We start from the raw sequence: 23789 nt of genomic DNA, 5'->3' as shown, positions 1-23789 counted from the left end.
CATATCTTTAAAACATCTTGCTGACACGTTCAATTCCTGCCACCAAAGTGTCTATTTCCGATTTGGTATTGTACATGGCAAACGAAGCACGTACCGTTCCTTCTATGCCAAGACGTTGCATGAGAGGTTGTGCACAATGATGCCCCGTTCTCACGGCAATACCTAGACGATCCAGCAACGTGCCGAGATCGAAATGATGGATATCTCCCACCAGGAAAGAAATGACTGCTCCCCGTTCGGCTGCTTCACCGAATATACGTATATGCGGGATTTCTTTCAGACGTTGCAAAGCGTAAGTTGTCAGTTCATGCTCATGGGCAGCTATCTGTTCAATGCCATGTCCGTTCACATAATCAAGGGCTTTTGCCAGTCCGGTAGTTCCGATATAGTCGGGCGTACCGGCTTCAAACTTGAAAGGAAGTTCATTAAAAGTGGTCTTCTCGAAAGAGACATGCTGAATCATCTCTCCTCCTCCCTGATAAGGTGGAAGGCGATCTAACCATTCTTCTTTTCCGTAAAGCACTCCGACACCTGTCGGGCCATATATCTTATGGGCGGAGAATACCAGAAAATCGGCATCCAACTCCCGTACATCCACTTTCATGTGAGGAATAGACTGTGCAGCATCTATCAGGCAAGGTACACCATGCGCATGAGCTGTTGCGATCATCTCCTTCACCGGATTCACTGTACCCAGTACGTTCGATACATGAACTACGCTGACTATTTTCGTACGTTCGGAAAATAGTTTTTCATATTCATCCAGCAGAAGTTCACCTTTATCGTTCATTGGGATGACTTTTATGGCAATTCCTTTGCGGGCAGCCAACAGTTGCCAGGGAACGATGTTGCTATGATGCTCCATCACAGAAACAATCACTTCATCCCCTTCTTCCATAAACTCGTCGCCGAAGCTGGAAACAAGCAGGTTGATACTTTCTGTTGTTCCGCGTGTGAAGACAACTTCATTCGTGCTACGTGCATTAATAAACTGACGTACCGTTTCACGGGAAGCTTCATGCAGTTCCGTAGCTTGCTGGGAAAGATAATGTACACCGCGATGCACATTGGCATTGACGGAATAATATTCATCCACCAACGCATCAACTACCAGACGGGGTTTCTGCGTCGTCGCACCGTTGTCGAAATAAACCAAAGGTTTACCGTAAACCGTACGGCTCAATATCGGAAAATCCTCACGTATCTTTTGAATATCCACGTTTCTTATTTTTTAGTGGTTACTTACAAATGGCACAACCTTGACATCTATTCAGCTCGCCACGGAACCGTTTCTCTACCAATAGATGCAAACGATCTTTCAGCGCTTCCAGACGGATGGTATCAATCACTTCATTGACAAATGCGAACATCAACAGTAAACGGGCTTCTTTTTCTGCAATACCGCGCGAACGCATGTAGAATAATGCACCTTCATCCAACTGACCTACTGTTGCTCCATGCGAACATTTCACATCATCCGCATAAATCTCCAATTGAGGTTGTGTATACATTCTTGCATCACGCGTAGCACAAAGATTCCGGTTAGTCTGTTGGGAATTCGTATGTTGTGCATCGGGACGCACGAGTACCAACCCGGCAAACGCACCTACCGACTGGTCGTCGAGTACATACTTGAACAGCTCATTGCTGGTACAGTTCGGTACGGCATGGTCAATACTTGTATGATTGTCTATATGCTGGTTCTTATCGGCAATTGCCATACCACAGAGGTTTATTTCAGCTCCTTCTCCTGCCAACAACACTTCGGTCGTGTTGCGGGTAGTACCATTATGCAAAGTCATTCCGTTGAGCAATACATTGCTGTTGGCCTCTTGCTTTACATACAAGTTACTGATACGAACTGTGCTTGTATGTGTTTTTTCCAGTTCGTACATATCGAATACCGCATTCTCACCGGCAAATACTTCAATAACTTGTGTCGCCAGGAAGTTCACATTATCCATTGCATGGTCACAAATCAGCAAACGGGCTTGCGCGCCATCCTCCAGGATAATCAGTACGCGACGGTTCACCATAAAGTTAACATCTGCACGCAGGATATTTACCAACTGGATTGTTTTTTCCACCACCACATTCTTCGGCACATAAAAGACAACGCCATCTTGTGCAAAAGCGGTATTGAAAGCAGTCACACCATCTTTGGAGGTATCTGCCAGTTGACCGTAATATTTCTTCACCAACTCCGGGTGTTGCTCGGCCACTTCTTTCAGGCTACCGAAAATCACACCTTCCGGCAGATTTCCTGTGGGAAGTGCTCTATTATAAAATGTGTCATTTACCACAAAATACAAGGAGGTACTCATATTCGGCACATCACACTTAAACACTTCATACGGATTGACCGGAATAGCCAAACGATTCAAGTTCAAACCGAAATCCGGCTCAAAGTACTTGCTCACATCCGTATATTTGTACTTCTCCATCTTACGGGTCGGAAATCCGAGTCGCTCAAAATCGGTAAATGCTGATGCACGAGGCGCATTCAGCACTTCGGCACTATGCTTGCAGATCATCGCTTCCGTCTGTGAGAAAAGTTCTATATATTGTTGTTCAACCATCATCGTTTTATATTTGTCATTCTCCTACTTCTTTCTTGATCCAATCGTATCCTTTTTCTTCCAGTTCCAGAGCAAGTTCCGGTCCGGCAGTTTTTACGATACGACCTTTATAAAGGACATGCACAATATCAGGCTTGATATAATCGAGCAAACGTTGGTAGTGGGTAATAACGATTGTACTTGTTTCAGGAGTTTTCAGCTTGTTCACTCCTTCCGCAACAATACGGAGCGCATCAATATCCAAACCGGAGTCTGTCTCGTCGAGGATGCTCAAACGCGGTTCCAGCATAGCCATCTGGAAAATCTCGTTCCGTTTCTTCTCACCACCGGAAAAGCCTTCATTCACCGAACGGTTAGCCAGTTTATTATCCAACTCTACCACCGCACGTTTCTCACGCATCAGTTTCAGAAACTCACTGGCTGTCAGTGCAGGCAGACCTTTATATTTACGTTGCTCATTCACAGCAGCACGCATAAAGTTCACCATGCTCACACCCGGGATTTCCACCGGATACTGGAAACTAAGGAAGATTCCTTCATGGCTACGATCTTCGGGGCTCAACTCCAACAGATCCTTTCCATAAAAAGTGACCGAACCTTTTGTTACCTCAAAAGCCGGATTACCCACCAATACGGAGGAAAGCGTACTTTTACCGGAACCATTCGGTCCCATAATAGCGTGCACCTCACCGGGATTCACCGTCAGGTTAATACCTTTCAATATCTCTTTGCCATTAATGCTGGCATGCAGGTCTTTTATTTCTAACATGATATATTTACGATTTTACGATTTACTATTAAAAAGTCAACATCACCCCACGCTTCCTTCCAATGAGATGGTAAGCAGCTTCTGTGCTTCTACCGCAAACTCCATCGGAAGTTTATTCAACACTTCCTTTGCATATCCGTTCACAATAAGTCCGATAGCATCTTCTGTCGGAATACCGCGCTGGTTGCAATAAAATATCTGGTCTTCACTAATCTTGCTTGTCGTAGCTTCATGCTCTACCACTGCCGTCTCATTGTGAATATCCATATACGGGAAGGTATGTGCACCACACTTATCTCCCAGCAACAGAGAGTCACACTGGCTATAATTACGGGCATTATCCGCTTTCTCGGCCACGCGTACCAACCCACGATAGGAGTTCTCACTATGTCCGGCAGAAATACCTTTACTTACAATCGTACTACGAGTGTTCTTACCCAGATGAATCATCTTCGTTCCGGTATCTGCCTGTTGATAGTTGTTCGTTACAGCTACAGAATAGAATTCAGCAGTCGAGTTATCGCCCGTCAGGATACAGGAAGGATATTTCCAGGTGATTGCCGAACCGGTTTCCACTTGTGTCCAGGATAATTTACTGTCCACTCCTTTACAGTTACCACGTTTAGTCACAAAGTTGTACACACCGCCCTTGCCTTCTGCATCTCCCGGATACCAGTTCTGAACGGTACTGTATTTTACTTCTGCACGGTCGTGCACAATGATCTCAACGATAGCGGCATGCAGCTGATTCTCATCCCGCATCGGAGCCGTACATCCTTCCAGATAAGAGACATACGAATCATCATCCGCTACAATCAGCGTACGCTCAAACTGTCCCGTGTTACGGGCATTGATACGGAAATAAGTGGAAAGCTCCATCGGGCAACGTACTCCTTTCGGAATATACACGAAAGAGCCGTCAGAGAACACTGCGGAATTCAACGCTGCAAAGAAATTGTCCCGATAACCTACTACCGAGCCCATATATTTCTTCACCAGATCCGGATGCTCCCGCACGGCTTCACTGAACGAGCAGAATATAATTCCTTTCTCCATCAGCGTTTCCTTGAAGGTAGTCTTTACGGAAACAGAGTCCATAACGGCATCCACTGCCATTCCACTAAGAGCCATTTGCTCTTCCAAAGGAATTCCCAGTTTATTAAACGTCTTTATCAGTTCAGGATCGACTTCCTCCATGCTCTTCGGTCCTTCTTTCTTCTTTGTCGGATCGGCATAATAAGAAATCGCCTGATAATCAATTTCAGGGATACGGAGATGTGCCCAGGTAGGCATTTCCAGCGTCAGCCAATGGCGATACGCTTTCAGTCGAAACTCCAGCAACCACTCCGGTTCGTCCTTTTTCGATGAAATCAAACGAATGACATCTTCATTAAGTCCACGCTCAATGATGTCTGTATGCACCTCTGTGGTGAAACCGTATTTATATTTCTCCTCCGCAAATTTCCGGACAAACTCATTATCAGTCTTCTTTTCAAGTTCGTCTTTCTGATTGGGTTTCATTTTATTGGGTTCTTGTTGCATCTTTATCTTTATTCTCTAATATATATTGTTGCGTCATATTCTTCGCAGCAGGGAAAAAGATCCCCGCAAACGTTTCCATCGGATAATATAACAAAGATTCTTCCTTTTTTGTTGCACTAATTAACTTATTATCGCTGTCCACAAACTCTATCGCACCAATCACTACACTCGTTAACAACAGAAACTTAAGTGCTCCCAGCCCACTTCCTAACCAGCGATTCAGCCAGTTCAGCGAAATAGCCTGCATTGCTTTTGTCAATAGCGAGGCAATCAATACAAAGATCAATGGTACGGCAATCCAGATCATGATAAAAGCCAACACTTGCGCAACTGTCATTGAATCCGTCACCGTCGGGCAAAGCTTTTCCGCCAAAGAGGCATACAGAGCTTTCGCTGCCAACAGACCGACTATCAACCCCAAAATAGAAGCCAACTGACGAATGAAGCCTTTTACAAAACCTACAATCGCTCCGGCGCCTATTACAATAAGGATAATTATATCAATCGTTGCCACGTTTATTATGTTATAAGCTATAAACCAATAAGTCGTATATAAGCTGATTATAATGAGAAGGTGCCGAATGATAAAAAATAAGGTGGTAAGGTGGTGTTCTGCAAACAGTACCACATTACCACCTCTTTATCATATCATGACCTCTGCTATATTATAACATTATAATACACTTATAACCTTACTATATTTACAGCGTCTGTTTCACTTCTATTTCTTCGAATGTCTCGATCATATCACCTACCTTCATGTCGTTGCAGTTCACCAGACTGATACCACACTCGAAGTTTGTACCTACTTCCTTCACATCGTCCTTGAAACGTTTCAATGCGTTGATGTTTCCGGTAAAGATCACAATACCATCGCGGATCAAACGAGCCTTGTCGCTGCGTTTCACCTTTCCGGTCTTCACCATTGCTCCGGCTACAAGACCGACTTTCGTAATATTGAATACTTCGCGGATTTCGATGGTTGCAGTAATCTGTTCCTTTACTTCCGGAGCCAACATACCTTCCATAGCAGCCTTTACCTCTTCGATTGCATCGTAGATGACAGAATACTTACGGATGTCAACACCCTCTTGGTCGGCCATCTTACCGGCAGCACCCGAAGGACGTACCTGGAATCCGACAATAATCGCATCCGAAGCAGCAGCCAGAGAAACATCAGATTCAGAAATTGCTCCCACACCCTTATGGATAACATTTACCTGAATTTGTTCCGTAGACAACTTAATCAACGAATCGCTCAACGCTTCCACAGAACCATCCACGTCACCCTTAACGATGATGTTCAATTCCTGGAAGTTACCCAAAGCAATACGACGACCCAATTCATCCAATGTAAGGATCTTCTGCGTACGCAAACCTTGTTCACGAGCCAGCTGCTCACGTTTATTAGTGATCTCACGAGCTTCCTGATCGCTTTCGACTACATGGAATGTGTCACCTGCTGCAGGAGCACCATTCAATCCCAGAATCAATGCCGGTTCGGAAGGTCCTGCTTCCTTGACGCGTTGGTTACGTTCGTTGAACATAGCCTTCACACGTCCGTAGCTGGTTCCCGCCAATACGATGTCTCCCACTTTCAGAGTACCGTTAGATACCAATACAGTAGCTACATATCCACGTCCCTTATCCAGTGAAGATTCGATGATGGAACCCGTAGCATTACGGTTCGGATTTGCCTTCAAGTCGAGCATTTCCGCTTCGAGCAATACTTTTTCCAGCAAGTCTTCCACACCCATACCTTTCTTGGCAGAGATATCTTGTGACTGATATTTACCACCCCATTCTTCAACAAGGTAATTCATTGCAGCCAGTTCTTCTTTAATCTTATCCGGATTTGCAGTCGGTTTATCTACCTTATTGATTGCAAATACAATAGGTACACCGGCAGCCATCGCGTGATTGATCGCTTCCTTCGTCTGCGGCATCACGTTATCATCGGCAGCCACAATGATGATAGCGATATCCGTTACTTTGGCACCACGTGCACGCATAGCGGTAAACGCTTCGTGACCCGGAGTATCGAGGAATGTAATACGACGACCGTCTTCCAGTTGCACGTTATAAGCACCGATATGCTGGGTAATACCTCCGGCCTCACCGGCAATTACATTCGCCTTACGGATATAGTCGAGCAAAGAAGTCTTACCATGGTCAACGTGTCCCATTACCGTTACAATCGGAGCACGCGGTTGCAAATCTTCCGGAGCATCTTCTTCTTCAACGATAGCTTGTGCCACTTCCGCACTTACATATTCAGTCTTGAATCCGAATTCTTCAGCCACCAGATTGATGGTTTCAGCATCCAAACGCTGGTTGATGGAAACCATGATACCAATACTCATACAAGTAGCGATAACCTGGTTAACCGAAACATCCATCATCGTTGCCAATTCGTTAGCCGTAACGAACTCGGTCAACTTCAATACCTTGCTGTCTGCCATTTCCTGATCTTCCAGTTCCTGCATACGGTTGGAAGCCATTTCACGTTTCTCTTTACGGTATTTGGACGTTTTATTCTTACCTTTGGTTGTCAGACGTGCAAGGGTTTCTTTTACCTGTTTTGCTACGTCTTCCTCGCTCACTTCCTGTTTGATAACCGGCTTCTTGAAGCGATCTTTATTGTTGTTATTTCTTCTGTTGTTATTTCCCTGTCCGTTGGCCTGACCGCCCTGACCATTACTATTGCCGCCTTTACCCTGTACATTAGGTCTTGGAGCAGCAAAGTTGGAAGTTGCAACATTGTTAACGTCCACCTTCTCTTTATTGATACGGTTACGTTTCTTCTTGTTAGCAGCCGCTTCCGCACTGTCCTTAGGTCCGCTCTTCGCCAATTTAGAATCATCCTTACGGATTTCCTTGATGATAGCTTCCTTCATCAACTTCTTCTGATCCTGACGGATTTTTTCCTTTTCTTCACGTTCGCGACGTTTCTCTTCCTTCGATTTCTTCTTGGGACGAGTAGACTGATTCAATGCAGCCAAGTCGATCTGACCGATCACATTAATCTTTGCGCCTAATTCCGGTTGACGGATTTTGAAAACACCATCATCCTCCGGAGCCTTTTCCGCTACCGGGGTTACTTCAGCCTGTGCAGTTTCCACCTTTTCTTCTTCTTTATGTTCTTCCGCCTTCACAGGTGCAGTTGCTACTACCTTCGGCTCTTCTTTTTTCACTTCTTCTACTACTTTTTCAACTTCTACCGGCTTCGTCTCCACTACAGGTTCCGGCACTACTACGGGTTCAACCACCACTGGAGTAGGCTCTACTACAGAAACAGGAGGTGTCACCACCTCTTCCTTCTTCACCTCGGGTTCTCTCTTCTCGGGCTCCTTTTTCACTTCGGGTTTAACGACAGGCCGTTCCACAACCGGTTCTTCCTGTTTCTGTTCCGGTTCTTTCTCTACCTTTTCAGGTTTACGACCGTTCAATTTATCCAAATCTATTTTTCCGACAGGTTTAAACTTCGGACGTGCATCCTCAGGTACGACTGTCTTAATCACATCTTCCGACTTCGGTTTTTCGGGCTGCTTCTCGAAGCCTTCAATCGATACCGACGCCTTATTACGTTCCTTATTCTGACGTTCCTGTATGAAACGCTCCGATTCAAGTCTAAGGTTCTTATCTGTACTAAACTCCTTTACGAGTATAGCGTATTGCTCCTCGCTAATTTTAGTATTAGGATTAGCCTCAACGGTATGCCCTTTCTTTTGCAGGAACTCAACTACCGTCGCGATTCCTACGTTCAAATCTCTTGTAACTTTGTTTAACCTTATCGTCATATTTTAAAATTAATGAATAAATGGAGCTTGTTTAATTGAAAATTGAGAATTAAGAATTAAGAAATAAAAGTCTGCTACATTATATTGTATCGTAACTTTTAATCTTTAATTTCAATCTTTATTTTCAATGGAAGGATCTTCTTCTTCAAACTCCGATTTCAAAATGCGTATTACCTCGTCCACTGTCTCTTCTTCCAAGTCCGTCTTTTCAATCAACATCTCACGAGGAGCATTCAGTACAGCCTTCGCTGTATCGATGCCGATAGCCTTGATAGCGTCGATCACCCATCCGTCGATTTCGTCTCTGAACTCGTCGAGATAGATATCTTCGTCAGCTACATTCTCATCCAACTCACGGAACACGTCGATAGTGTACTCAGTTAACATACTGGCCAGTTTGATATTCAAACCGCCTTTACCGATAGCCAGCGAAACTTCTTCCGGTTTGAGGAATACCTCTGCTTTCTTCTCTTCCTCGTTCAGACGAATAGAAGAAATCTTAGCCGGGCTTAAAGCGCGCTGTATAAACAATGAGATGTTCGATGTGTAATTGATTACGTCGATGTTCTCATTGCGAAGTTCACGAACAATGCCATGAATACGACTTCCCTTTACACCTACACAGGCTCCTACAGGGTCGATTCTGTCATCGTAAGATTCCACCGCGATCTTGGCACGTTCGCCGGGGATACGGGCAATCTTCTTGATGGTAATCAAACCATCATTAATTTCGGGTACTTCCATCTCGAACAGGCGTTGCAGGAAAACGGGAGAAGTACGTGACAAGATAATCTTAGGATTATTATTCTTGTTATCCACGCGGGCAACTACTGCACGGGCCGTTTCACCTTTACGATAAAAGTCGCTCGGGATTTGTTCGGTCTTAGGTAACAGCAATTCGTTTCCTTCATCGTCTAAAAGCAACATCTCTTTTTTCCAGATCTGATATACTTCTGCATTGATGATAGTACCTACCTTATCTATATATTTATTATAAATACTGTCTTTTTCGAGTTCCAGAATCTTGGAAGCCAGTGTCTGGCGAAGATTCAGGATCGCACGACGTCCGAACTTGGCAAAGATCACCTCGTCAGTCACCTCTTCACCTTCTTCGTAAGAAGCATCAATTTTCTGTGCTTCGCTCAACGAAATCTGCATATTCGGGTTAGTCAAATCTTCATCGGCCACAACTTCACGGTTACGCCATATCTCGAAGTCACCCTTGTCCGGGTTCACGATTACGTCGTAATTTTCATCGGTGCCAAACATTTTCGCGATTACGCTACGGAACGACTCTTCGAGTACGCTAACCATCGTCGTTCTATCGATATTCTTCAGTTCCTTAAATTCCGAAAATGTATCAATCAAGCTGATTGTTTCTTCTTTTTTGGCCATAACTATTTAAAGCTAATTAAGTATTTAGTATATTTTATTTGCTCATAAGTGAAGGTTTCGTCCTCTTCTACCAATTTCGGACGCTTTGATCCTTCGGTTTTTACTTTCTTTTGTACGCCTACCGTAAACTTCTCTTCATCGGCATCTTTCAGTATACCGGCCAGCTTCCGTCCGTCTCCGGTCAGCACTTCCACCTCTTGTCCGATGTGGATATAATACTGTTGCAGAACTTTAAAGGGTTGTCCGATCCCAGCCGACCCTACTTCCAGTTCATAATCTTCCTCTTCGCGGTTCAGTTTCGACTCTATGAAGCGGCTAAGCTCCACGCAATCTTCAATCCAAACACCTTCTGCATGGTCTATTTCAACCACAATCTTGTCATCCGGGCTCACGGTTACCTCTACTAAAAAGTAGTCTTTTCCTTCCAGCCACTCTTCTACAATCTGACAAACAGTTTTCTTTTCTATCATTTATTAGCTATATAAGAACAAAAAAAGGAGCTTAATTGCCCCTCCACCTTTCATCCGTTTTCGGTTGCAAAGATATAAATAATCTGTTCGACTACAAAACATTAAAGAAAAAAAGTATGAATTAACAGTGCTATATTCGTATCTTTACGCCGTAATTCAAAAAATAACGACTATGGCACATCGTCTCAACACAAATAAACAGTTTATGGTAGGTAACGGAATTCTTGCTTTTGCCGTCATTTTTGTCGTGGTTATTTTTGTCTATATGAGCATGCGGCTACAACGGGAAAAGCAGGAAGAACGTCATTTCATCGAAAGCTATACGATCAGTCTGGTAAAAGGTTTTGCCGGAGATTCTATCTCATTATTTGTCAACGACAGTCTGATCTCCAACAAAACCATGTCGGAAGAACCTTACACTGTAGAAATAGGACGTTTTGCCGAACAGAGCGCCTTGTTGATTGTAGATAATAACACAGAATTAGTGTCTACGTTTGATCTTAGTGAAAAAGGAGGAACTTATCAGTTCGAAAAAGAATCAGACGGGATTAAACAATTAGCCAAGTAATAAAGGTATTAACTAAGTCTGTGCCACCATATTGGCACAACCATGCTATCGCATTGTCACGACTGTGCCAGCGTGTTGACACAAGTGCGCCAACACGATAGCACTATCCTGGCAATAAAGTATTCTAAATCTCCGTACGATACTTTCTCAATTCTCCCCGTAAAGCCAGTGCTTTCCCTTCTGTAAATTGATTGAGCAATGCCCAAAATCTTTCACTATGATTCATCTCGCGCGTATGGCATAATTCATGCAGCAACACATAGTCTATCAAATGAGATGGCAACAGAAGCAGATAATAGGATAAGTTAATATCTTTTCGAGCCGAACAGCTTCCCCATCTGCCCTGACTGGAGTTTATTTTCACACTCGAATAAGGAAGTCCGCATTGCTTGGACAAGGAAGCCAAACGTGAAGGAAGGATACTTTTCGCATTCCGCCTCAACGATTCTTCAATCACCTTATGCAACCAGCTTTGCAGTTTCTCGTCCGTAAAATCCGCATGAGGCGGACAAACAATTTCCATAACCCCCAACCGGGAATTAGCCAGAAACTGATTCTTTTCACCGGACACCAAGGACAACTTAAAGTGTTCCGCATCAATTTTATAGTCCAAATCAATCAATGGCCGGGCTAATTTTTGACGGGAGGCCAGAAGTTTACCACGCAGATTCTCGATTGCCTGCTTCACTTCTTTCAATGTAGTGCCGGGAGGAACTGAAACATAAACAGCATCACTCTTTGTACGAAACACAAGACTCCTCGCACGTGAATTGACACGCACTATCAGACGTCCTAATTCGTCATCTTCTATGATCTTATCCATTATAATCCTCCTATCAACAGCCACAAAAGTAATAAAAAAGAAGATTCCAATGAAAAACTTCGCGGAAGATGCAACTTTATATCAGTTTCTTCCGTCTAACTGTCATATCAATCATAGAAAAACATAATTATGAAAACAAGTTTATTGCTCGTATTAGTCACCGGATTGTCTCTAGTACTTACTGCCGGCTCTTGCTTGCAGGGAAAACACGTAGTAGGCAGCAACAACTACATCTCCCAAGAGGTAAAAGCCGATCACTTCAATGAAATCAAACTATTGGGAAGTGCCAATATCAGTTATCACCAAGACACACGCAGTCACGTGGAGATACATGGTTCCGACAACATTATACCACTTGTAGAAACGTATGTAGACGGTAATACATTAATGATAAAATTCAAGAAGAATGTCAGTATATGGAAAGGAAAACTGGAAATAAAAGTTTTTGCTCCGGAACTGAATAAGCTAACGATCAATGGTTCGGGAAATATAAAATTAATCAATGGAATACAAACCTCTAAAGATATCGAGTTCCATATAAATGGTTCGGGGAACATTCAGGGAGAAGGGCTTAATTGCCGAAGAATGGCTGTTTCAATTAACGGATCGGGAGATGTTAGACTGCAACAAATAGAGAGCCAGGAATGTCAGGCAGGAATTTCAGGTTCGGGTAATATTAATCTTAAAGGTAAAGCCATTCAAGCAAAATATGCTATTGCCGGATCGGGAAACATTCAGGCTGCAGATTTAGAAGCAGAGAATACGGATGCAAGTATCAGTGGATCCGGAAACATCAGTTGTTATGCAAGTCAAAAACTGGTTGCCCGCGTGAAAGGAAGTGGCGATATTGCCTATAAAGGCAATCCACAAGAAGTGGATGCTCCACGGAAAAACATACGGCAGATCAAATAAAGACAATTTGAACAAATACAGTCTAAAAGCATAAAAGGGCTACTGCATCGCGCGGTAGCCCATTTATTTAGTTAGTTTTAATCTAAAAATTTGAGAGAATTGAAAACTTCACAGTTTCGCCTTCGTTGTTGTTTTAATTAAGCACACTAACTATATTATATGTTTAAAGCAAATGAAAATGTCTATTCGTTTATAACTTGCACCTTGTGGTTAACCCTCGCCAAACTATCGGCTAGAACCTGTTCCGCTTTCACATCATTTGAAATAGCGACCGATGGTGCTGTTACTTGTTTACCAATGGTATCCGTTGCCAATACACTTCCGTCATCTCCGGAGAAAGAATGTTGTGCCACATTCCCCAAAGAAAGGATGATTGCAATCACGGCAGCGGCTTTGAACAGAGGAATAAAACGACCGGTCAGTGTCAAGCGTTTCGCTTTTACGACCGTAGGCTCCACCTCTGCCAGAATACGTGCATCAAAGTCTTTGCCCAGTCCTACTTCCTGCTGAACCTGTTGATAAACAAACAGGTTTTTATAGCGAAGCAAATGAGCAGGAACTTCCTCCTTTGCGAAGAAGTCGCGCAATGTTGCTTCCTCCTCAACGGAAGTTTCGCATTGCCAGTATCGCTCCAGGAGCTGTTCTATATCCTTATAATCCATATTCGTCAATTTCTAAATACCTTTGTTTTACTTTTTGTCTGGCTCTGAAGAGGTTCACTTTAACTTGTTCCTCTGTCAGATTCAGCAACCCTGCAATTTTCTTATAGCTTTCACCTTCAATGTCCCTCAGTTGCATGATAAGCCGCTGTTTTTCGGGAAGTTCGTTTACCAGTCTATTAATAATGTTCATTCTTTCATCATGAATCATCTGGTCATACGGACTGTTTGCATCAGGTTCTTCCTCCATTTCGGGGGTGAGTTCCACGTTTTGAGCTTCTTTCTTCTGACTTCGATCTATTGCCAGATTCTTTGCCACTGTCAGGCAATAGGCTTCGACCGATTCAAATTGAAACCACTCATCACGCTTATTCCACACTCTTATCATGGTGTCCTGAACGACATCCTCGGCTTCGGCCCTATCCAGGGTGATTCTGAGAGCCAATCGAAAGAGTTTATCCTTCAACGGCAAAATATCGTTTCGGAAGCTGATTTCTTGCATCTCTATAATAATGACGGGCTAGGATATGAAAAGTTACAGTCGCCCACTACTTTTTTTTGAATTATTTTTTTATTCTTGTTCCATCAGAGCTGTTAATCGCTGATGCTAAGGTAATTACCACTTCAGAAACTCCTGCATTTATTGCTTCAAAAGAATTCTCCAACTTGGGAATCATACCTCCCTGAATAACGCCATCAGCTACATATTGTTCAAATTCGGCACGGGTGATTTGGGGAATCACACTGTCGTCATCATTCTCGTCACGCAACACGCCTTTCTTCTCAAAACAATATACCAATGTCACATCAAACAGGGCCGACAACGCTTTCGCCGTTTCTCCGGCAATGGTATCTGCATTCGTGTTCAGCATATTGCCGTGTCCGTCATGCGTCAATGGAGCCATTACCGGAACCACTCCCTTATGTATCAAATCGGATAACAAAGTAGCGTCCACCTTTTCCACGTCACCTACAAAACCGTAGTCTACCTCTTTCACCGGGCGTTTCACCGAACGAATCACGTTCATATCCGCCCCGGTTAATCCGAGTGCATTGACTCCGCGTGCCTGCAGACCTGCCACAATATTTTTATTCACTAATCCGCCGTATACCATCGTTACGACCTTCAAAGTTTCAGCATCGGTAATCCGACGACCATTTACCATTTTGCTTTCAATACCCAGTTGTGCGGCAATCTTTGTAGCCGAACGGCCGCCGCCGTGAACCAAAACTTTATGTCCGGCGATAGCGGCAAAGTCATTTAACAACTGACGAAGGGTGGCTTCCTCTTCTACGATTTTGCCACCCACCTTAATTACTGTTAGTTTTTCTCTCATTTCTTGATTTCTAATAAGTTCACCGAATGGAGAATCCGGCTCCGGCACCTTGCCGGTTATTCCAAATAAGTATATCCGTAAAGCCCTGAACGATAGTTGGAAAGAAATTCTTTTCCTTCTTCCAAAGAGATCTTTCCTTCTTTCACCGACTTCGTCACCCAGGTTTCGAGTGTACGTACCAGCTTCTTCGGATTGTACTGTACATAGTCCAACACCTCCGCTACCGTTTCTCCATCAATAATCTGTTCGATATTATATCCTTTCTCGTTCACCGAAACATGCACGGCATTCGTATCACCGAACAAATTATGCATATCTCCCAGAATCTCCTGATAAGCACCGACCAGGAACACAGCCACATAGTAAGGTTCCGTTTTCTTCAGTGTATGCACAGGCAGATAATGAGCCACGTTACGGGTAGAAATAAAATTAGCAATCTTACCGTCCGAGTCACAAGTAATATCCTGCAAAGTAGCCGAACGTTCCGGTTTCTCATCCAATCGCTGGATAGGCATGATCGGGAATATCTGGTCAATCGCCCAAGAGTCGGGAAGCGACTGAAACAACGAGAAGTTACAGAAATATTTATCGGCAAGCAGTTTGGACAATCCACGGAATTCATCGGGCGCATGCTTCAAACCGGCTGCAATCTGATTAATCTCACGTGTAATAGACCAATACAGACGCTCGATTTGTGCGCGGGTTTTCAGATCCACGATTCCATGACTGAACAAGTCCAATGCTTCCTCCCTGATCTGCTGCGCATCGTGCCATGCTTCCAACATCTTGTTCTGGTTCAGCGAATCCCAGATTCCATATAACTCCTGCACCAATTCGTGTGCATCCGGAGCAATTTCCTCCTCGTCATCCCATTCGGGCAAGGTAGCGGTTTCAAGTACCTCAAAGATAAGAACAGAATGATGTGCCGTCAATGCGCGTCCACTCTCCGTTATGATATTCGGGTGTGGGATACCATTTTTATCGCTCGCGTCCACCAAAGTAGAAATAGAGTCGTTTACATATTCCTGGATGGAATAATTCACGCTGCCTTCGCTATTGGACGAACGGGTTCCGTCATAATCCACTCCGAGTCCACCGCCAATATCTACAAATTCCACATTGAATCCCATCGAATGTAGCTGCACGTAGAACTGTGACGCCTCACGCAAAGCCGTTTTAATACGACGTATCTTTGTCACCTGACTACCGATATGGAAATGAATCAGTTTCAAACAATCCTTCATCCCTTTGCTCTCCAGGAAGTCGAGCGCTTCGAGAAGTTCACTGGAAGTCAAGCCGAATTTGCTGGCATCACCTCCAGACTCTTCCCACTTTCCGCTACCGGAAGAAGCGAGTTTGATACGTATACCGATGTTAGGCTGCACATTCAGCTGTTTTGCCATCTTTGCAATCAGCTTCAGTTCGTTCATCTTCTCTACAACGAGGAAAATACGTTTACCCATTTTCTGGGCAAGCAAAGCCAGTTCAATATAACTTTCGTCTTTATATCCGTTACAGACAATCAATGAGTCAGAATCCGTATTGACCGCAATCACTGCATGGAGTTCCGGTTTGGAACCGGCTTCCAGTCCGAGATTGAACTTCTTTCCGTGGCTGATAATCTCTTCCACCACCGGGCGCATTTGGTTGACCTTAATCGGATAAATTATAAAGTTCTCGGCTTTATAACCATACTCTTCAGCCGCTTGTTTAAAGCAGGAAGACATCTTTTCAATACGGTTGTCCAAAATATCCGGAAAACGTATCAACATGGGAGATGCCACATCACGCAATTGCAACTCATCGACCAGTTCTTTCAGATCGACAGACACTCCGTTCTTACGAGGTGTAACAACAACATGACCTTTGTCATTAATACCAAAGTACGAGGTACCCCAACCTGTGATGTTGTAGAGTTCCTCAGAATCTTCAATACGCCACTTTCTCATTTTCTGTTATTCAGTGTTTTTAGTAAATAATTGGACGGCAAAAATACGGATTAATCTACATGTTGGCAATTAATTAGACATTAAATCTTTCAAACGGTCCATATAACCACTATTTCCGTTACGGGCGTCATAGCGACGCGCCAGCTCTTCTGCCTGTTGATAGAAATAATTGCGAAGTTCGTTTACCTGATAAATTCCATCCGGACGATAAAGCGGGAACTCTTCCGGCAAAGACAACGAGACTTCCGGACGGGTTTCATATTTCAGAGCCTCTACCATATCACAGGAGAAACGATAACTCTTCAGCGTATTAGTACGCAAACTCCAACCAATACAGCGTTCAGCATATTCCCAAGCTCTTTCCGGCTTCGTCATCATATTATAGGCAATAAACAATCCCAGATAGAGCAAAAGATATTCATCCTTCTCTCTTCCCACCAATGCTTCTTCGGCACGTGCACACATATCGGCGGCAATCTCCGGTTTACCTGCTTTCTGCGCATAATAGGCAAGCTTCAAATAGGCCCGCAAATTGGCTTCATAGCAAGTGACCTGCTTATTAATCAACGGTTGCGCGCGGCTGTAAGCCTCATCAAACTGTCCCGTTTCCAGATAATAATCCAGCATAAAGTTCAATTCACAAGCCTCACACGACTGATCGTCTATCTTCTCATTCAACATTTTATCAATGTATTCTTTCGCCTTGTCATACTGCCGCATCCAGACACATTCCACAGACCAGCGGTGATAATAACTCCGCAAAGAATATCCGTTCCGGAGGATACGGGTTTTATAATCCTCCCCAATTGCCCGTACCTGCTCCATCGGGATCTCCGGAAGATCGAACGTACAAGCCCATATCCACTTATATTTCCACAACAAGTCATCTTCCTTAATCACATCCTTGTGATTCTCGTAATCATCCAGAATTTTAGAGAACACGGTAATCTCTTCAGCATCCGCCGAAAGAAGATTCAGTTCATAAATAAGATCCAGTCTCAACTCCGTAGCCCATTCCACATCTTCGTTCTCATCGGCGATGCGGATAGCCTCTTTCAATAGATTGGCTTTTTCGCGGGGATGCAGGTTGTTATTCTGTGTCTGCAACAGCAATTTTTGTATTTCAAGTGTGTATCTCATACTCTTTTTTAATTCAGGAAATTTATAAAATCATTCATTTTCGAAGTCATCAGTTCACTTAGCGAATGGTTGAAAAGCTCCATTTCTTCGCTGTTTACCGGATATTTACCTTGCAGAAGCGATTGTACATACAATATATGCACCACATGCTGAAACAGTTTATTGTCTCCTTGTATTTGCAATAAGGTCTGCACCATTTCATTATCCGCATTGAAAGTGAGTGTCGGCGGAATCTGCTTTGTAGTATTCACAGCTCCCAGTACAGCCGCCAACGGATTATTAGCACTTTTAGCGGTATTCTCCTTTTCCTCCGCCACAAAAATAACCGGAATATCCACCGGAGTAAAATGCTTCAGACGACAGATACAACCAAACCGCTTCAACAACTCGTTCGCTTTCACCTCAAAAGCCTGAAACTCCTGGTTTGCCTCCACTTCACCAAACTGCTCCAGCAACCGTGAAGGAGATATTTCATCCAAAGTAAGTTCCGGATTCAGGCGGACATACTTTTTCAACAACGTTTCATCAAACGTATAAGCAGCATTCACGACCAGCCAACCCTGTGCTCCGGCTATACGCCGCACTTGCCGGAAATCCTCCAGATTCTTGGTATAACATATCACATTGCTTGCCGAACGAATACTTCCAAAGCTACGCAAACCCTTATTGGTTTCAAAAGGAAGATAATCCATAAACAAACGAAGCAATTCATTATCCTCCGAAGCAATCGCCTTGATATGAAAGTGATGAACATCCAGAATCCGGTTGAACATGGCACGGTCATTCTGCACCAATCCCCGCAAATAATCCTTGATAGCCACCCCGATCTCTTTCCGGGCGTCCTTCAGTTGGTCATTACTCACCAAAGACTCCCGGGAAGCGGTAGACAGCAACCCGTCCGCATTCACCAAACAACGGATAAAGAAAGCCCAAGACGGCAACAGATTGCAATCATCCTCACTCAACAACATACGTTTGAGATAGACCTTATGAGAGTTGCGCACTGAAAATTGCGTACGGAAAGGCAGGACATAAAGCACCCCTTCCACCTTGCCACTTTCAGTATAGATCCGGAAAGCATCGAGAGCAGACGATTGAAACACTTTCGCTCCATAATCCAGCAACTCCTTACGGGTCGCCTTCGGGTCAAGCCATACAGGCGAAGGCGTATTTACCAACTCCTCTTCCCCCTGATAATGCAGATAGATAGGATACGGCAGCACTTCTCCGTAACCGACCAGTATCTTCTTAAATGTTTCATATTCAAAAAGATGCATCCAATCTCCTTTCGGGTGCAATACTACCTGCGACCCGATGGGCCGTTCTTCGTCTGATAAAGTCAGCTGATACGTCCCATCCACTTTTCCACACCAGCAAACAGGCTGTCCGCCCATTGCAGAACGACTTTCTACGGTGATTTCATTAGTCACCACAAAACAAGATAACAATCCGATACCGAACCTTCCGATAAAATCGTCCGCATCGGGAGTATCCCGCTTTGAACTCTCCCCGATAACAGTCAGAAAGCGATAAACTTCCTCCTCTTTCAGTCCGATACCATTATCCCGAAATACCACTGTCTTGTCCTCATTCAGAAAGACATCGATGCGACCTTTATAATTCTCGTCAATATTGCGTAGTGCCGTGATGGCATCTACGCAATTCTGCAACAGTTCGCGAACAAAAGTATTCGGGTTACTATAAATGTGCTCTGATAACAGGGCAATCATACCTTTAAGATTGACCTGAAACAGATTATTCCCTTCTTTTTCCATGTTCCTCTCTTACTTCCTCCTCCTTCCGGTGATTTTAAGAGCTTTCTCATTGCCATTCTCTGCGGCCTTTTCGAACCACTCCATTGCAATTTCATCGTTTTCTTCGACACCATTTCCTGTCAGATAGGCATTTCCAAGTTCGAATTGTGCTTTATCGTTATTTTTCTCGGCAGCTTTCAGCAACCATTGCACTGCAGCTTCCGGATCAGGGTTACAACCTTCGCCATACATCATCATCTTGCCCAGATAATAAATTGCAGCGACATTCTCATTCCCCGCCGCATCCGTGAACCAGCGATAGGCCTCGGCATAATTCTGTTTCACACCTACTCCGTTATAATAGCAAAGTCCGGTACGATACATACTTGTCGTATTTCCATTATCCGCAGCCAGTGTATAATATTTAAAGGCTTCCGTTTCATTCTCTTCCACTCCGATACCCATTTCATAACAGATACCCAGTCCTTCACTATACCATTCATATTCGGCAGCTTTCTTGAAATAAGCAAAAGCCTTTTCCGACTCATTCAGGCTATCATAGTCATACAGATAATACTCACCCACACGCAGCATAGCCATCGGAATCTCATTAGCCACTGCCTTTTCATACCATTCCACTGCCGTTTTATTATCTTCCAGACAGGGACCGCAACCGAAGAAATAATAATCTCCCATCTTAAACTGAGCATAACCATAGTCTTGTTCGGCAGCCTTCATCATATATTCCACTGCCTTTTGTGGGTTCTCTTCCACGCCATTACCATTCTCATAAGCCATCCCCAGTTCCGTCAGACAACGGGCTTCATTCTTTTCCGCCCCTTTACTAAACCATTCGAGTGCCTTATCCCAGTTTTCTTCCGTTCCGATACCTTCTCTATAGCAACGTCCCAGAGCAAAGATCGCATCATTATCGTCCGCTTCAGCCGCCTTTGTATACCAAGTAAAAGCCTCTTCCGGTTTCACTTCACCAAGAACACCCTTTTCCATATAAAGACCTACACGGAACATTGCATAAGGATAACCCTGTTCGGCAGCCTTGCTAATCAGTTCAAATGACTTTTCATAATTCTTCTCCACTCCATCGCCATTCTCATATAAGAATGCCAGTTCCACAAGGGCAAAGCAAGCACCCAGTTCGGCCGCTTTTTCATAATATTCCCTTGATTTTACAGGGTCCTTCACACCGCTATATCCATTAGCCAAATAAAGAGCCACACGGCAATACCCATCGGCATTATTCAGTGAAGCCGCTTTTTCATAAAACTCTAAAGCCTTCACATAATCCGGTTCTTCAGACAAGAAGCCACGTTCATACATCCAGCCCAAACGATAAGCTGCACTTCCCGAACCCAACTCAATGGCTTTCTCCAACAACTCTTTCGCGCGATTCATGTCTTCCGGCACCAAATCACCGTTGAAATAAATATTGGCCAGTCCTTCGATACCTTGTATATAATCATCCTCCACGCAACGGTTCAGACACATCAGTCCACGTTCCACGTTCTTATATTCATCATTATACAGGTAGATCAATGCCAGTTCATACGCACTGTAGGGTTCACAATAAAGCATGCCCTTTTCCAGCCATTCAATCGCCTTAGGCATATCCAGCCATTCCTCCTCCTGATAGTTATATCCCAGGAAATTGGCAGCAGACCACACACCGGCATGCCAAGCCTTTTCCCAAAGTTCAAAGCTCAGTTCTTTCGGTTTATTCAGTTCCGGGTAACGGAAATAAAGCGTAGCCAGATTTTTAAGACTATAAAGATTGGGAACTATTTCCAGGGCTTTTTCGTAGTAAGCAGCTTCCTCTGCCACGTTACCTTCCGCTCTGTCGAGTGCATCTCCTAACGATGCATATACATGAGCACGCAAACGTTCACCTTCAGGCAGTTCGGCAAGCAGTTCATTCCGTATCTGTAATGCCTTTGCTTTATCCCCTGTAAATTCTTCGGCAAAAGCACGATAATGCTTTCCCCATAAAATAGCTTCGGGAGAAGTGAGAGCTGCAAAACGCCGTTCACCCTCTTCTTTATCTTGTTCACAATAGAATCCCATGTATCGCCAATAGGCAACAGTTGCTTCCGCTTCAGCCCAACCCATATCGGCAGCCTTCTCGTAGTATGGAAACAAATAACTCATGTCCCGCTTTCCATAACGGGCTTCGGAATATTGTGCACCCTTCTGCGCCCATCCCGCACCGCTAAACTCTGCCACACGGTCGCATACCTGCATCACCTTTTCCCACCAGAATTCATATTCTTCCGCGTTGAGATCCACCTCTACGTTACAGTCAAAAGCACTGAATATCAGTTCAAAAAAATCTTCTGTTAATTTCTCGTCTTCTTTTGTGTCCAAAGCATATTCACATACAGCCAATGCTTCCCACCAGTTTTCCGCACTTAATAATGAAGTCGGTGTATACTGCGGAAACCATACCCTTGCAGGCTGTCCGGATGCTTTAATTTTAGCGGATAACTCCCCAAATTTCTCTTTTAAAGTTTTCATGATATAGAACTTTACCTTAATTTTGTGTTACTAGTCAATAAAAAATCTCATAACGAGTGCAAGGTACAAATATTGACCGAATGAACAAACAAGAGCCTCAAAAAAAACGAAGTCCCAACAAAAAGAGAACATTACAACTGCCTGATTTCTGAATACAGTAAAATTCCCCCCGACAATGATCCATTATCAGGCACAAATTACACACATTCCACAGCTTCCCAAATGACGATTACACAAAATATAACGACTGTTACTTCTATAATCCCAAAAGTTGTCGCAAACATTGCACCGATGTTTCAATCTGCCAACGGTCTTCCAATTCGTCTGCATTAAAGATATATTGTGCCTGATGATAAAAAGGAGCACGCTTCTCGAGTGCCTGAACAATGAACGCCTTCAGTTCTTCATCCTCTTTACCCTGAAGAATAGGACGTTGTTGTTTAGCCACACGCAAGCGCCTGAACAACACATCCGGATGCACCTCCAGAAAAACAGTCTTTCCGGTCCGGTTCATAAAATCCATATTATCATAAAAACAAGGCGCTCCACCCCCCGTCGAAATTACCACATTCTCAAACTCGGCTACTTCATGGAGCATATTTCTCTCCAGCTCCCTGAATCCTGTTTCGCCTCGTTCAATGAATAATTCTCCAACGGTTTTGTGAAAACGCTCTTCAATATACCAGTCCAGGTCAATGAACGGTACATCCATATATCGGGCAAAAGCCTTACCCAACGTCGTTTTTCCGGCACCCATATAGCCGGTAAGGAAGATACGAACCATAAATGATTAATTTTGCTCACAAAATTAATCATTTAATGAAGAATGAAGAATGAAGAATAAAGAATTTTAGCCATTATGCCATCCAATTCTTCATTATTCATTCTTCATTCCCGATTTATTTAAAGATTCTCACCCGTTCTTCAAGCGGCTGGAATTCTTTTTCACCCGGTTTGCCGACAGGAAGTCCGAACGGCATTTCCGCAATCAGATGCCAATGTTCCGGCAAATCCCATGCACGGCGCACTTCTTCATCAATCAACGGGTTATAGTGTTGCAGCGATGCTCCGAAACCTACATCTTCGAGCATTACCCAGATAGCTAACTGGTGCATGGCAGAAGTCTGCAATGACCATCCCGGGAAATTCTCCTGATAAGACGGGAAAGCCTCCTGAAGTCCTTTCACAACCTTCTGATCCTCAAAAAACAATACAGTGCCATACCCACAGGCAAACGAATGATCTATCTTCTCCTCTGTCTTGACAAACGCTTCAGCCGGTACAATCTTCTTTAATGCGTCCTTCACAATCTGCCACAATTTCTTATGCGATTCTCCCAATAGAAGTACCACACGGGTAGATTGCGAATTGAATGCCGACGGCACGTGGCGCACGGTCATATTAACGATACATTCAATCTCCTGATCGGATATAGGTGACTGATTAGTAATTGAATAGTAAGTTCGACGTTGTTTCAAAGCTTCACTAAAAGATCTTTCCATCATAGTTCCTTTCTTATTTTATATTCTTAAAACTCTCTTTTTTTTATAACAAGTAGTCCCC

20 protein-coding genes are annotated in these 23789 nt (G+C 43.8%); 2 read left to right on the top strand and 18 right to left on the bottom strand.

Annotation, left to right across the window (positions count from 1 at the left end):
- Positions 1 to 7 precede the first annotated feature (7 nt).
- The 8 genes from ACT8YW_RS04665 to rimP all read right to left on the bottom strand — a co-directional run bounded on the left by ACT8YW_RS04665 (position 8) and on the right by rimP (position 10555).
- On the bottom strand, positions 8 to 1219 hold the full coding sequence (locus tag ACT8YW_RS04665; protein ID WP_444104164.1) for an aminotransferase class V-fold PLP-dependent enzyme: 1212 nt from the start codon (positions 1217 to 1219) through the stop codon (positions 8 to 10).
- A gap of 19 nt (positions 1220 to 1238) precedes the next feature.
- Entirely contained in the window at positions 1239 to 2582 is a 1344-nt protein-coding gene (sufD, locus tag ACT8YW_RS04660) for a Fe-S cluster assembly protein SufD (RefSeq protein ID WP_444104163.1), read from the bottom strand.
- A 13-nt stretch (positions 2583 to 2595) separates the two neighbouring features.
- Complete coding sequence (sufC, locus tag ACT8YW_RS04655; RefSeq protein WP_004298251.1) at positions 2596 to 3348, bottom strand: Fe-S cluster assembly ATPase SufC; 753 nt, start codon at positions 3346 to 3348, stop codon at positions 2596 to 2598.
- Between the two features lie 42 nt (positions 3349 to 3390).
- The gene (sufB, locus tag ACT8YW_RS04650) at positions 3391 to 4869 is read right to left on the bottom strand and encodes a Fe-S cluster assembly protein SufB (RefSeq protein WP_004307399.1); all 1479 of its coding nucleotides are present in this window, start codon (positions 4867 to 4869) and stop codon (positions 3391 to 3393) included.
- Position 4870: 1 nt separating this feature from the next.
- Positions 4871 to 5404 carry a CvpA family protein gene (locus ACT8YW_RS04645; RefSeq protein WP_008776068.1) on the bottom strand — a complete coding sequence of 178 codons (534 nt, stop codon included), beginning with the start codon at positions 5402 to 5404 and terminating at the stop codon, positions 4871 to 4873.
- Between the two features lie 187 nt (positions 5405 to 5591).
- The gene (gene infB, locus ACT8YW_RS04640) at positions 5592 to 8690 is read right to left on the bottom strand and encodes a translation initiation factor IF-2 (RefSeq protein ID WP_444104162.1); all 3099 of its coding nucleotides are present in this window, start codon (positions 8688 to 8690) and stop codon (positions 5592 to 5594) included.
- A 111-nt stretch (positions 8691 to 8801) separates the two neighbouring features.
- Complete coding sequence (gene nusA, locus ACT8YW_RS04635) at positions 8802 to 10085, bottom strand: transcription termination factor NusA (protein ID WP_008998156.1); 1284 nt, start codon at positions 10083 to 10085, stop codon at positions 8802 to 8804.
- Positions 10086 to 10087: 2 nt separating this feature from the next.
- Complete coding sequence (gene rimP / locus ACT8YW_RS04630) at positions 10088 to 10555, bottom strand: ribosome assembly cofactor RimP (protein WP_004298256.1); 468 nt, start codon at positions 10553 to 10555, stop codon at positions 10088 to 10090.
- A gap of 172 nt (positions 10556 to 10727) precedes the next feature.
- On the opposite strand from rimP, the gene ACT8YW_RS04625 reads away from it, so the two are divergent.
- On the top strand, positions 10728 to 11123 hold the full coding sequence (locus ACT8YW_RS04625) for a hypothetical protein (protein ID WP_004298257.1): 396 nt from the start codon (positions 10728 to 10730) through the stop codon (positions 11121 to 11123).
- 124 nt (positions 11124 to 11247) lie between these two features.
- On the opposite strand, the gene ACT8YW_RS04620 is transcribed toward ACT8YW_RS04625, so the two are convergent.
- Positions 11248 to 11946, bottom strand: coding sequence for a YgjP family zinc-dependent metalloprotease (locus tag ACT8YW_RS04620; protein ID WP_444104161.1), 699 nt, complete (start codon positions 11944 to 11946; stop codon positions 11248 to 11250).
- Between the two features lie 129 nt (positions 11947 to 12075).
- Between ACT8YW_RS04620 and ACT8YW_RS04615 the strand changes: the two genes are divergently transcribed.
- Complete coding sequence (locus ACT8YW_RS04615) at positions 12076 to 12858, top strand: head GIN domain-containing protein (protein ID WP_444104160.1); 783 nt, start codon at positions 12076 to 12078, stop codon at positions 12856 to 12858.
- A gap of 182 nt (positions 12859 to 13040) precedes the next feature.
- Here the strand turns inward: ACT8YW_RS04615 and ACT8YW_RS04610 are convergent, their stop codons facing one another.
- From ACT8YW_RS04610 to ACT8YW_RS04570, 9 genes are all read right to left on the bottom strand, one after another.
- Positions 13041 to 13520 carry a hypothetical protein gene (locus ACT8YW_RS04610; protein ID WP_149952329.1) on the bottom strand — a complete coding sequence of 160 codons (480 nt, stop codon included), beginning with the start codon at positions 13518 to 13520 and terminating at the stop codon, positions 13041 to 13043.
- Positions 13510 to 14019: an RNA polymerase sigma factor gene (locus ACT8YW_RS04605; protein WP_444104159.1), complete on the bottom strand. Its 510-nt coding sequence runs from the start codon at positions 14017 to 14019 to the stop codon at positions 13510 to 13512. Before ACT8YW_RS04605 ends, ACT8YW_RS04610 begins: the two co-directional genes overlap by 11 nt.
- Before the next feature lie 61 nt (positions 14020 to 14080).
- Entirely contained in the window at positions 14081 to 14854 is a 774-nt protein-coding gene (argB, locus tag ACT8YW_RS04600; protein ID WP_444104158.1) for an acetylglutamate kinase, read from the bottom strand.
- A gap of 56 nt (positions 14855 to 14910) precedes the next feature.
- Positions 14911 to 16803: a biosynthetic arginine decarboxylase gene (speA, locus tag ACT8YW_RS04595; protein ID WP_444104157.1), complete on the bottom strand. Its 1893-nt coding sequence runs from the start codon at positions 16801 to 16803 to the stop codon at positions 14911 to 14913.
- A gap of 69 nt (positions 16804 to 16872) precedes the next feature.
- A complete protein-coding gene (locus ACT8YW_RS04590) occupies positions 16873 to 17943 on the bottom strand; it encodes a tetratricopeptide repeat protein (RefSeq protein ID WP_444104156.1) in 1071 nt (356 codons plus the stop codon).
- Between the two features lie 8 nt (positions 17944 to 17951).
- The gene (locus tag ACT8YW_RS04585) at positions 17952 to 19718 is read right to left on the bottom strand and encodes an HSP90 family protein (RefSeq protein WP_444104155.1); all 1767 of its coding nucleotides are present in this window, start codon (positions 19716 to 19718) and stop codon (positions 17952 to 17954) included.
- Between the two features lie 9 nt (positions 19719 to 19727).
- On the bottom strand, positions 19728 to 22226 hold the full coding sequence (locus ACT8YW_RS04580) for a tetratricopeptide repeat protein (RefSeq protein WP_444104154.1): 2499 nt from the start codon (positions 22224 to 22226) through the stop codon (positions 19728 to 19730).
- 256 nt (positions 22227 to 22482) lie between these two features.
- Positions 22483 to 23010: a shikimate kinase gene (locus ACT8YW_RS04575; RefSeq protein WP_444104153.1), complete on the bottom strand. Its 528-nt coding sequence runs from the start codon at positions 23008 to 23010 to the stop codon at positions 22483 to 22485.
- Positions 23011 to 23125: 115 nt separating this feature from the next.
- Positions 23126 to 23728, bottom strand: coding sequence for a nitroreductase family protein (locus tag ACT8YW_RS04570; protein WP_032842880.1), 603 nt, complete (start codon positions 23726 to 23728; stop codon positions 23126 to 23128).
- Positions 23729 to 23789 lie beyond the last annotated feature (61 nt).

This window comes from Bacteroides sp. (assembly GCF_052357945.1).
GTDB lineage: Bacteria > Bacteroidota > Bacteroidia > Bacteroidales > Bacteroidaceae > Bacteroides.
This window is presented reverse-complemented; position numbering and strand designations above follow the sequence as displayed.